The sequence below is a fragment of the Nocardia wallacei genome, from assembly GCF_029869545.1.
In the GTDB taxonomy this organism is placed as follows: Bacteria; Actinomycetota; Actinomycetes; order Mycobacteriales; family Mycobacteriaceae; genus Nocardia; species Nocardia wallacei_A.
The window spans coordinates 1-11,628 of sequence record NZ_JARWQD010000127.1 but is presented as its reverse complement, the minus strand read 5'-3'; the positions used below and the strand labels follow the sequence as shown (position 1 = coordinate 11,628).

The window sequence follows — 11,628 nt, the reverse complement described above, 5'->3', positions numbered from 1 at the left end:
CCCCCCCCCCCCCCCCCGCCCCCCCCCGCCCCCCCCGCCCCTACCCCCCCCCCCGCCGCCCCCCCGCGGCCGGGGGGCGCCCCCCCCCCCCGCGGGCGCGCGCCCCCCCCCCCCCCCCCCCCCACGCCGGTGGCCGCCGCGGATTACAGTGCTGGTTCGGTGTGGTCCGGCGCCAATTCGACCGCACCCTCGGCATCCATCGTCCAGACCCGCGCCGACGCGTCCTGAGCCAGTTTCGCGATCAGGATCTCGCGCGGAATCGTCTGGCCGGCAAAATGTTCGAGTGACGGCACCACCACGTGGTGCGCGTCGGCGCGCTTGAGCTCGGCCGTCAGCTCCGCGAATGCGGTGCCGTCACCCTGGGTCGATTCATGGAACGTCGCGGCGAAGCAGAGGCCCTCGTTGGCGGCGAGCACGCACATCGCATCCTCGAGCTCATCGCTGTGGCCGTCGGCCAGATCGTCACGCACGTATCCATAGATCAACGCTTCCACCCGAACCTCCGTTTGGATGTGGACTGGGATTCGCTGTTCTCTTGTCGGTACTGCGTTGTTCGGTATTGCCGTGTGTTGCGGTATCGCCTGTACTGCGTCGGGCCCGCACACTGCCCACCTCGATCATGCGCTCTTCGCAAATGCAATTGCAGATGTCAATCCGCTGACATCGTGATGCCCTATCCGGGCCATCTTGCGTTAACTGGTGGGATACTACAGAGGTGGCCGTTGGAGACGATCGACCAGTCTGGGCTGTCAGGATGCGCTCCGAACGCGACGCCAGGGGGTGGTCACAGGCCGATGCCGTCCGCGCCATGCGCACGAAGTCATCCCACAACTTGCCGACAGACAGTACTCTGCTGCGTAACTGGCGCCGGTGGGAATCCGGCGAATCGCGGCCGGACGACTTCTACTCCCCCATCATCGCCGCCGCGTTCGACACCGTCACCGCGGCGTTCTTCCCCAAGGCCCGCCCCAATCGCGACGACGAGCTGCTGTCGTCGACGGGGATGGACACCCTGGAGTTCATCGGGCGGCTGCGCATGTCCGATGTCTCCTCCGCCACCCTGGACGCCATCCGCATCACCGCCGAGCGCCTGTGCAGCGAGTATCCGTGCGCGGACCCGCACGAGCTGCATGCCGAGGGCACCTCGTGGCTGCGCCGGATCACATCCCTACTGGACGGTCGGCTGACGCTGGCCCAGCACCGCGAGGTCCTGGTCCTGGCCGGATGGGTGGCCCTGCTGGTCGGTTGCGTCGACTACGACCTGGGCCGGCGGACCGCCGCCGAGGCCACCCGCCGGGCGGCGCTGTCGCTCGGGCAGGAGGCCGAGCACGCCGAGATCATCGGCTGGGGAGCCGAGATGGCCGCGTGGTTCGCCCTGACCCAGGGCAACTATCGCGGCGCGATCGAGGCCGCCGACGCCGCGCTCGCGACCAGCCAGCGGCTCGGGGTCGGCGTCCAGCTCAGCGCGCAGCAGGCGAAGGCCTATGCCCGGCTGGGCGACCGCGCACAGATGGAGGCGTCGCTGCGGCAGGGCCGGGCGATCCTGCAGCGACTCGATCACCCCGCCGATCTGGACAATCACTTCGTCGTCGATCCGCAGAAGTTCGACTTCTACGCCATGGATTGCTGCCGGGTCGCGGGCGACGATCGGCTCGCGGAGAACTACGCCCGCCAGGTGATCAGCGGGGCCGCCGCGCCCGACGGCTCCGTGCGCAGGCCGATGCGGGTGTCGGAGGCCCACCTGACGCTGGCGGTGGTGGCGGTGCGAGCGCGGGAGCTGGAGCTGGCGGTCGAGGAGGGCACGCGGGCCTTCGCCGGGAAGCGGCGCTCGCTGCCGTCGCTGCTGTGGATCGCCGGGGAGACGGCCCGGGAGATGATCGAGCAGTTCCCGGGCGAACCCCGCACCCGCATGTACCTGGACCAGCTGCGTTCGCTCGCGGCGGGCTGAGTCCGGGTGCCCGCGCGACTGCCGGTGCGCCCGCCGCCGGGGGCTGCCGCACCGCCATGGCACGCCGAGGCCGGGCGCGGCATCGTGCTGTCGGATGTCGGTACTACTCTCGTCCCGGTGACCGAGTCCGCTGAGGGATTGCTGCCCGACGCCGCCGCCGCTGCCGCGGGGCCGTCCGGGGGTTCGCCGACGGCTGCCGGGCCCGCGGAATCCGCCGCCCCGCATCCCGCGGCCGCACTCTTCGACAGCTCGGCCGTGGACCGCGGTCGCGTCGTTTTCGCGCCCGTGGGCCTGGACGGCTCGACCGAGCCGATCCCGATCGAGGGCTCCGCCATCGGCGACCGGTTGCGGCTGTTCTCCTTCGCGACCGCCGAGAAGCGGGGCGAATACTTCTGGGTGCTGCGGGCTTTCGACCACGCGCGCGCCGCCTACGTGGTGCTGCTGCACGCCAGCGATGTCACCGATACGCTCGGCCGATTCCCGGAGGCGCCCCGGCTCACCGCCGCCGAGGTGGGTCCGCTGCTCGAGCAACTGCACCAGTGGGGCGTGCTGGAGCGCAGCTACGACGGCAGCCGGGCGGCCACCCTCGCCGAATATCGCAACCGGCACTTCGTCTATCAGTTCTCCCGGGCCGGATATCAGGCCTACCGGGCGGTGGCGGAGGTGCTGGGCGCACGCCTGGACGAGGCGGCGCTGTCGCGGCTGGTGCTGCCGGAACTGCTGGCCGACCTGGAGGCGCTGGCCCAGGCCAACCGGACCGGCGACGCGGAACGCGTGTATCGCATCCTCAAGCGCCTGGACACCGCGCTGTCGGAGCTGGCCGACCGGGCCGCGCACTTCTATCTCACCCTCGGCGACCTGGTCCGCACCACCGAGGCGACGCCGGAATCGTTTCTCGCGCACAAGGATGCGCTGCTGGCGCATATGCGCGAGTTCAGCATGGACCTGGCCCGGTTCGCGCCGCGGCTGGCCGCCGCGATCGCGGAGGTGGAGGACACCGGCGTCGACGAACTCGTCGCCCGCGCGGGTGCCTGCGACGAGCGCGTGCTGCTGAGCGTGCCCGAGCGGGAGGCCGACTGGCGGGCCCGCTGGCGCGGCCTGCGCGGCTGGTTCGTGGCCACCGCCGCGGATATCGGTGCGGGCGAAGGGAATCCGGCCACCGAGGCCGAGCGCCTGCGGGAGGCGACGATGAGCGCGATCGCGGCGGTCCTGTCGCTGCTGCGCCGGGTCACCGAGACCCGCAAGGGCGGGGTGAGCCGCGAGTCCGCGCTCCGGCACCTGGCCGGATGGTTCACCGCCGCACCCACCGCGCAGAGCGCGCATGCGCTGTTCGACGCGGTATTCGGGCTCGGGAAGCCCCGCCATCTCGCCATGGAGCATCCCGACGCCGACGTCATCCCGCCGAACCGATCCTGGTGGGACGCACCGCCGCTGGAGATCGCCCGCACCCTCGCCGAGACGGGCAGGCCGCCCTCGCCCGGCGCGCCCTCGCGCATCCAGCGCAACGACGCGGGCGTCCGGCGCCTGCGCCAGGAACAGCTGGACAAGCAGCGCGCGCGGGCCGCCGCGGCGCGGTCGCTGGCCTCGGCCGACGTGTACGAGCGCGAACTCGACGAGCGCGAGACCGAGGTGCTGCTGCGGCTGCTCGACGCCGCCTCGACGGCATGGGTGCCGGTGAGCGGCCGCGTGAGCACGACCGGCTCCGACAGCGGCGTGACCCTGACCGTCCGCGAACACACCGGCTCCACCGTGGTGCGCACCTCGCGCGGGCTGCTGCACCTGAACAACCGGCGGCTCGAGGTGCGCGAGAACGGCCGCGCCGCAACAGCATCCGGGAGGGCGTGATGCACGCCCGCTCGATCGATGCGCTCGCCCTGGACAGTTACCAGCGCGCCGCCCGGGTGATCCTGGCCAATCATCTGGTCACCCGCACCTTCCCCGATCGCATCGCGCTGCCGCTGCTGCGGCGCTGGGCCACGGAACTGCGGGAGGATCTGGCCGAGCTGTTCGGCTACCGGCTGGAGGTCACCGAGACCACGGCCCGGCTGTTCCCGGTGCAGGACCGGCTCGACGCCGACCGCCCCGCGCGCACGCCCGCCGAACGCGTCTTCGACCGCCGCCGCTACGCCTATCTCGCCCTGGCGCTGGCCGCCCTGGGCCGCGCCGGGGATCAGATCACGCTGTCGGAGCTGGCCGATCAGGTCGCCTCCTACGCCACCCGGGTGGAGGGGCTGGCGCTGTCCACCGACCGCGCCGCCGACCGCGACGCGTTCGTCGACGCCGTCGCGTGGCTGGCCGCGCGCGGGGCGCTGGCCCTGGCCGACGGCGACGCCGGCGGCTGGGCGGCCGATCCGGATGCGGGCGAGGCGCTCTACGACATCGACCGGTCGGTGGTGTTCGCGATCTTCCGGCCGCCCCGCGTCCTGCAGCACCTGCAGAGCGTGCGCGGGCTGCTCACCGACGAATCCGAGGGCGGCGCAACGGGTTCCGCGCCGCAGGCCCGGGCCGCCGCGGCGCGCCGCGTCCGGCGGGCGCTGGTCGAGCTGCCGGTGGTGTATTCCGAGGAGCTGCCCGACGACGAGCGCACGCTGCTGGGCACCGAGAAGCTGGTGACCGAGGTCGAACTGCTCACCGGGCTGCGGGCCGAGCGGCGCGCGGAGGGCGTCGCGCTCATCGATGTCTCCGGCCGGTTCTCCGATGTGCGCTTCCCGGGCACCGGCACCCTCGCCCAGGTGGCCCTGCTGCTCGTCGGGGAGATCGCGGACCTGGTGCTCGACATCGATCACCCGGTCCAATGCCGCCCGCTGCCCCCGCCCGGCACCGCCCTGGCCGACCAGCTGGATGCCGCGATCCCGGAATCGACCGTCTTCACCCCGCTGATGGTCGAATCGGAACCCGATGCCGCCGACGACGATCCGGACGATCCCGGCCAGGCGCCCGAGATCCCCGAGCATCCGTTCGTCACGACCGAGTGGGTCCGCGAGACCGTGCAGGCCCTCACCGACCGATACGGCTCCACCTTCGCCGCCCAGTGGCAGGCGGACGTGCCCGGGCTCACCAGGGAGGTCGTCGGCCTGCTCGAGCGGCTGCACCTGGTCGAGGTCCTCGACGACGGCCTGCTGGTGCTGCCCGCCCTGGCCCGCTACCGCGGCGCCGTCGTCACCGTCCGCACCCGCGCCGAATCCGAATTGTTCGCCTCCGCGACGAAACTCGGCGCCCACGCGCAGGCGACACCGCAACCGGCCGCAGCACCCGGCGGCGACACAGAGAAGGGGACGGCGTAGCTGATGGAGTCCATTCATGGTGGCGTGCGGTTCGCTCCGACCCGGGCCGGAATCGTCAATCTCTGGGACTACCGGGACCAGGAGTTCTGCTTCGCCGACGGGCGGCTGGTGCTGCGCGGGCCCAACGGGTCGGGCAAGACCAAGGCGCTCGAGGTGCTGTTCCCGTTCGTCTTCGACGGGCGGATCGAGCCACGGCGGCTGAATCCGTTCGCCGGTGAAGAACGGACGATGAAGTCGAACCTGCTGTACCGCAAGCAGGAATCGGCGTACTCCTACGTCTGGATGGAGTTCGCGCGCGGGCGGTGGTCGGATCCGGAGGTCGTCACCGTCGGCATCGGCATGCGCGCCACCCGATCCAACGACAAGGTCACCCGCTGGTACTTCGTCGCCGACGGCCGTGTGGGCGTGGACTTCTCGCTGATCGGGCCCGACGACCGGCCGCTGACCCGCAAGCAGCTGGCCGAGCAGATCGGCACCGATGCCATCACCGACCGCCCCGTCGACTATCGGGCGGCCATCGACGCCCGCATGTTCGGCCTCGGGCTGCAGCGCTACGACCAGCTCATCAACCTGATCCTGACGCTGCGCCGCCCGCAGCTGGCCAAGAACCTGGACCCGCGCGGGCTGTCGCAGGCCCTCACCGACGGCCTGCGCCCGCTCGACGACCAGCTGATCCTCGACGCCGCCCGCTCCTTCAGCGATATGGAGGAGGTCGGCCGCACCCTCGAGGGTCTGGTCCAGGCCGACACCGCGACCCGCACCTTCGTCGACGTGTACCGCAAATACCTTGGCGTGCAGGCGAAATCCGATGTCGAGCAGGTGCGAGCACGACTCGACACGGTGACCCACACCAGCACGGCACTGTTCGCCGCCACCGCGTTGCGCGAGCGCCGCGAGGCCGAGCGCGCCGCCGCCGAGGTCCGCGCCGAGGAGGCCGACCGCGCCTACGAGCAGGCCCTCGGCGACCGCGAGACGCTACAGCGCTCGAGCGCCTACGAGGGCAAACAGCAACTCGACGACCTCGCCGACGCCGTGCGACGGCTCGAGACGTCGTCGGCCGTGCACCGGGACAAGGCGACCAAGGCGCAGCAGGCGGTCGATCAGCGCGCCGGTGAGGCCGAACGCGGCCGCGCCGCCGTCGAATCCGCGGCCGCGGCGCTGTCGCGGGGCGAGGACGAGCTGCGCGCCGCCGCCGAGGAGGCCGGGATCGCCTGGTCGGCCCTGCCGGAACAGGCGCGCGCCGAACAGCTCACCACCACGGTGCGCAGCCACGCCGAGGAGCGCGACGCCGACGTGCGCGCGGTGCGCCAGGCGCTGACCCTGGTCGATACCGCGTCCGCCGACCGGGCAAGGGCCGAGCGCGCCGCGCAGCGCGCCACCGAACAGCGCGATGCCGCGGCGGCCGCGCTGGCCGAGGCGGAGGCCGCGGTCACGCTCGCCCGCTCGAATACCGCCGCGGCCCTGCGGGATTGGTGGGAGGAGCATCGCGACATCCATGCGCCGGTGCGCGAGGGCCTGTACGAGGCGCTCGATGCGGCCCTGGCCGAGGCGGGCGCGGAGGAGGCGCCCACCCTCGCCGAGGTGCTCGCCGAGCGCACCGAGCCGCTCACCGAACAGGTCCGCGCCCGCCGTCAGCAGGCGCGTGCCGCCGCCGAACAGGCCGTGGGCCGCGCCGCGGAGCTGCGGGCCGAGCAGCAGCAGGTCGCCGCCGAAAAAGACGACGCCCCACCGCCGTTCGCCGCCCGCACCGATACCCGCGACGGCCGTCCGGGCGCGCCGCTGTGGCGCCTGGTGCGGTTCGCCGACTCCGTCGGCCCCGAGCAGGCCGCCGGTCTCGAGGCGGCGCTGCAGGCCGCGGATCTGCTGGACGGCTGGGTGTGCGCGGAAACCGAACTGCCGCCGCATGATTCGGACCAGTTCCTGGTGCCGCTGGCGCCCGAGTCCCGGCCCTCCGGGCGCACCCTCGCCGATGTGCTTGTCGTGGAGGACGATTCGGCCGATCTCACCGTCCCGCGGCAGCTCGTCGGTGACATCCTGGCCTCGATCTCGCTGAGCGACACCGGATCCGGGGCCGGGACGCACCCGAGCATCGGTGCCGACGGGCGCTATCGCCAGGGTGTCCAGCTGGGCCGCCACACCAAGTCGCACGCGGAGTTCATCGGCGCCACCGCCCGCGCCCGCCGCCGCGAGCTGCGCCTGACCGAGATCACCGCCGCCATCGAGTCCGCCGGACAGGCCGAGCAGGCCGCGCGCGCCGAGGAACAGGCCGCCACCGCCGAACTCGCCCGGATCTCCGCCGCCGCCAAGGCCCTGCCGCGCACCGGCACCGTCACCACCGCGCTGCGTGCGGTGTCCGAGGCGGCGGGCATGCTGCGGTCGCGGTCGGAGTCCGCCGCTCAGGCCGACCGCGAACTCGACCAGGCGGTGGCCGACTTCACCGCCGCCGACAAGAAGGTCCGCTCGGTCGCCTCGGCGCACCGGGCGCCGCGCGACCCGGCCGAGCTCGACGCCCTGGCCGCGGCCATCCGCCATTTCGAGAACACCGGTACCGCGCTGCTGCGGCTGCGCGGCGACCATCAGCGCGAGCACGAGCGCGCCCGCGAATCCGAGGACCGCCTCGCCGAATCCCGCGACCTGGCCGAGGCCTTCGCCGAGGAGGCCGAGGCGGCGCGGGCCGGATACGAGGAGCAGCTGCGCAAGCTGGAGACGCTGCGCGAGGCCCTGGGCGCGGGCGCCGCCGATATCGACCGCGAACTCGAGCAGGCGCGCGAACGCATCGATGCCGCCCGCGCGGAACAGAAGTCGGCCCGCAAGGCCGCCGCCGACGCCATCGAGGGCGTCGGCACCGCGGAGGGCGCCTACAAGGCCGCGCACGACGCCCTCGGCACCGCGCTCACGGAATTGCTCGCCGACGTGAAACAGCTTGCGCCCTATGCCCGCCCGGATCTGCTGAGCCTGCTCGGCGCGCCCGAGGACAGCCGCTGGCCCAGCAGCGAAGCGGCCTGGTCGACCCCCGACCAGCTGCTGTACCGGATCGAATCCGGCGGTCCGCGCGAGGGCGCCGCGGAGCTGCGGGTGCTGCCCGACGAGGTTCACGAACTGTTCGAGAATCTCTCCGCCGCAACGGCTTCCGTGCGGGCGGGCGAATCGGTGCGCAAGTCCACCCGCAGCGCGGTGACCGCCGCCCTGCAGGAGTTCGATGCCGCGCTGGCCGCGGCCCGGCAGGACTACCGCCTGCAGTGGGACGCCGCCGACGGGCTCACCGTCGTGCAGGTGCACGACGACCAGGGCGCCGCCGCGCTCGCCGATTTCGCCGAGCGCATCGCGGCCGCGCGCTCCGATCAGGAGCTGCTGCTCACCGACGCCGAGCGCCGCATCCTCGAGGACGCGCTGCTGACCGGGCTGGCCCAGCAGATCCACGAACGCACCTGTGACGCCCGCGATCTCATCACCCGCATGGGCACCGAGATGAAGCAGCGGCGCATGTCCTCGGGCAACACCATCGGCGTGCACTGGGTGCTGGCCGACAACCTGGCGGAGTCGGCGCGCGCGGTGTGCAAACTGCTCGACCGCGACTCCGCCGAGCTGTCCCCCGACGACCTGGCCACCATCCGCGCGCACTTCGCCGCGGAGATCCGCGCCGCGCGCGCCGCGCACCCCGAACGGTCCTATCCCGAAATCCTCGCCACCACATTGGATTACCGCGCGTGGCGGGTGTTCTCGTTCACGCTCATCACCGCCGACGGCACCGAGGACAGGCTCACCGTCGCCCGGCACAGCGCGCTGTCGGGCGGGGAGCAGTCGGTCTCACTGCACCTGCCGCTGTTCGCCGCCGCGCACGTCATGCTCGACTCCGCCGACCCGCAGGCGCCGCGCCTGCTCGCGCTGGACGAGGCGTTCGCCGGTGTCGACGACAACGGCCGCAGCGAATTGCTGGGACTGTCGGTCGATTTCGACCTGGACCTGTTCATGACGGGCTACGACCTGTGGATCACCTACGATCACGTGCCCGCCTGCGCCCACTACGACCTGGCCCATTCGGCGGCCGAGAACACCGTCAGCGCCACGCTGCTGGTCTGGGACTCCAAGGACCTGCTCGCCGAGCACGACGGCTCCGATCTCACCGCCGCCCTGGGCTCCCCGAACCGCCGCCGCACCCCGCACACGGTCGAGGGCGGCATCACCCTCGACGAGGTGCTGGAGCCGACCTCCTGACGGCTAGACGGTGATGCCCAGGGCGCCCGCGACTGCGCGGGTCAGGTGGTCGGTGACCTCGGTGGCGTTCCAGTGGCGGTGCTCGGTGAGGTCGTAGACGACACGTTCGTCGAAGATGGTGATCCACAGCAGGACCGCGTAGGTGACGTCGAATTCGGTGGTCTTGGCCTCGCGGGCCAGTGCGATCAGGACCTCGGCGAGCATGTCGTGCAGGGCGGTGATCGAGGGATCCCCGTCGGCCAGTCGCTCGACGAAACCCTTGCTGCTGCGCACGAAGCGCACCGCCGAGCCCCACTGCATCGCCTGCGCCACCCAGGTACCGCAGCAGCGATGGAAGCGCTCGACGGGATCGAGATCGCCCTCGACCGCCGCCAGCGCGCCCACCAGTTGCTCGATGGCCCTGCGATGGAACGCCTGCATGGCGTCCTGCGGTGTCGCGAAATGCCGGTAGGCCGTTGCCACTCCGACCCCCGCGGCTGCGGCGAGTTCGGGAATCGAGAAGCCGACGCGACCAGCGTGTAGCAGGCTGTGGACCGCGTCCACCAGCAGCACGCGGCTGCGCTGGGCGTCGCTGCGGGTGTTCACGGGCACCACACCATCCTGCATATCCGGCATCGGCGATGAGCAGGAGGGTCGAGAATCCCTCGCACACAGCGACAACTCGATCCCGGCTCGGCCTTCCGTCCGGTTCGAGTAGAGAAGTTCTTCTCAATTTACTATCCTTCAAGCGAGAAGATCTCCTCATTTAGGGGGTGTGATGCGAGCAGCCGCGCCGGGTGCGCTGTTTGTGCTGATCATGGCGCAACCCAACCTCGCGACCGGGATGATGCCGTACTACCGGCACGCCTGGGCGCTCGCACCGCTGCTCATCACGGTGATCTTCGCGGCCTACCTGTTCGCGCTGACGCCGACGCTGTCGGTGCTGGGCACGCCGCCGTCGCGCAGGGGGTGGTGGTGGCGCATCGGGGTCGGCGCCGCCTGCGGCATCGGCGCGGATCTCGCCATGGCCGTGGCACATTCGGCCTGGCCCGCCTGTGTCGCACGCATCTGCGCGGGTCTGTCGGTCGGGCTGGTGACCGGGTCGCTGGCCGGGCTCATCCTCGAGCGCCGCGGCGAGCGCGGGCGCACGGCGATGGCGAGCGCCACCGTCGTCGGCTCGGCGCTGGGCACCATCGCCGCCGCGGGAATCGCGCAGTACCTGCCCGCGCCGGGCGTCACCGTGTATGTGGTCCACGCCGTCGCGCTGGGCATCGCCGCGCTCGCGGTCCTCGCCGACAGGGCGGCCCGACCCGCGAGAGCCACCATGTCCGGTCCGGGCGGCCCCGTCGCCGTCGTCGAGGCGCCCGCCGCCGGATATCTCAGCGGCATCGCGGCCTGGGTGTCGGCCGGGCTGGTCGTGGCGCTGCTCCCCAGCTACGGCGGGGAGCTGCTCGGGACCGCGAATCTCGCGCTGCTGGCCCTGCCCGTGACGCTCTACCTCGTCAGCGCCTGGGTGGCGCAGCGGGCGCTGGGGCCGAATGCGATTCCGGCCGAGCCACTGTCGGCCCAGGTGATCATCATCGCCGGAATCGCCCTCGCCGCGGTGGTGTCCTGGGTGCCGAACCTCGCGCTGCTGCTGTGTGGCGGGGTGGTGGCCGGATGCGGGCAGGGGATCGCCTACCGCGCCGGGCTCCGGATCGTCAGCGCCGCAACGCCGCCCGACGGCCATGCGCGCGCCGCGTCCCGATACGCCACCGTCGCCTACCTGTGCGCGGCGGTGGCCACGCTCGGATTCGGGGCGATCGCCACCGCCGGGTCGATGCGCGATGCGGTGCTCGCCGCCGTGGGTGTCCTCGGTGCGGTGGCCGCGGCCACCGCGCTCGTCCGCAGGCGCGCGACGGTGCGCGCCACACACGCCGAATTCCTTCGCGAGACATCGACAATCGCATAGTCCACGTCCCTCCGACCACTGTCACAGACATCTCCGGCACCCCACTCCCCCAACCATTTCCGCCATGCCCGCTCCCCAGACATTTCCGGCATGCCCACTCCCGGCGTGCCTCCTTCCCTGCCATTTCCGGCGTGGGGGGTTTGGGTGTGGGTGTTGTTGTGGTTTTGGGGTGTGGGGTTGGTTGGTGGGGGGTGGGTGGTCGGGGGGTGGGGGCTGCCGGGTCGCGGGGGGCGTGGGCGGCTGGTCCGGAG

Annotated in this window: 7 protein-coding genes; 5 read left to right on the top strand and 2 right to left on the bottom strand. The window is 72.3% G+C overall.

What is annotated here, in order from left to right; genetic code table 11:
• Window positions 1-143: 143 nt before the first annotated feature.
• On the bottom strand, window positions 144-494 hold the full coding sequence (locus QH290_RS10445) for a hypothetical protein (protein ID WP_280269989.1): 351 nt from the start codon (window positions 492-494) through the stop codon (window positions 144-146).
• Window positions 495-832: 338 nt separating this feature from the next.
• On the opposite strand from QH290_RS10445, the gene QH290_RS10440 reads away from it, so the two are divergent.
• The 4 genes from QH290_RS10440 (at window position 833) to QH290_RS10425 (ending at window position 9,447) form a co-directional block, all read left to right on the top strand.
• Complete coding sequence (locus QH290_RS10440; RefSeq protein WP_280269990.1) at window positions 833-1,948, top strand: NsdA family TPR-like regulatory protein; 1,116 nt, start codon at window positions 833-835, stop codon at window positions 1,946-1,948.
• A 345-nt stretch (window positions 1,949-2,293) separates the two neighbouring features.
• Window positions 2,294-3,793: a TIGR02677 family protein gene (locus QH290_RS10435; RefSeq protein ID WP_425303579.1), complete on the top strand. Its 1,500-nt coding sequence runs from the start codon at window positions 2,294-2,296 to the stop codon at window positions 3,791-3,793.
• On the top strand, window positions 3,793-5,232 hold the full coding sequence (locus QH290_RS10430) for a TIGR02678 family protein (protein WP_280382697.1): 1,440 nt from the start codon (window positions 3,793-3,795) through the stop codon (window positions 5,230-5,232). Before QH290_RS10435 ends, QH290_RS10430 begins: the two co-directional genes overlap by 1 nt.
• A 3-nt stretch (window positions 5,233-5,235) precedes the next feature.
• Window positions 5,236-9,447: a TIGR02680 family protein gene (locus QH290_RS10425; RefSeq protein ID WP_280382696.1), complete on the top strand. Its 4,212-nt coding sequence runs from the start codon at window positions 5,236-5,238 to the stop codon at window positions 9,445-9,447.
• Window positions 9,448-9,450: 3 nt separating this feature from the next.
• On the opposite strand, the gene QH290_RS10420 is transcribed toward QH290_RS10425, so the two are convergent.
• Window positions 9,451-10,038, bottom strand: a complete 588-nt coding sequence (locus QH290_RS10420; RefSeq protein ID WP_280269993.1) for a hypothetical protein — start codon at window positions 10,036-10,038, stop codon at window positions 9,451-9,453.
• A 166-nt stretch (window positions 10,039-10,204) separates the two neighbouring features.
• On the opposite strand from QH290_RS10420, the gene QH290_RS10415 reads away from it, so the two are divergent.
• Complete coding sequence (locus QH290_RS10415; RefSeq protein WP_280382695.1) at window positions 10,205-11,377, top strand: MFS transporter; 1,173 nt, start codon at window positions 10,205-10,207, stop codon at window positions 11,375-11,377.
• Window positions 11,378-11,628 lie beyond the last annotated feature (251 nt).

Excerpts from the sequence above, each read along its gene's own strand:
- QH290_RS10415 (WP_280382695.1), top strand. The coding sequence starts at position 10,205 with ATGCGAGCAGCCGCGCCGGGTGCGCTGTTTGTGCTGATCATGGCGCAA.
- QH290_RS10430 (WP_280382697.1), top strand. The coding sequence starts at position 3,793 with ATGCACGCCCGCTCGATCGATGCGCTCGCCCTGGACAGTTACCAGCGC.
- QH290_RS10425 (WP_280382696.1), top strand. The coding sequence starts at position 5,236 with ATGGAGTCCATTCATGGTGGCGTGCGGTTCGCTCCGACCCGGGCCGGA.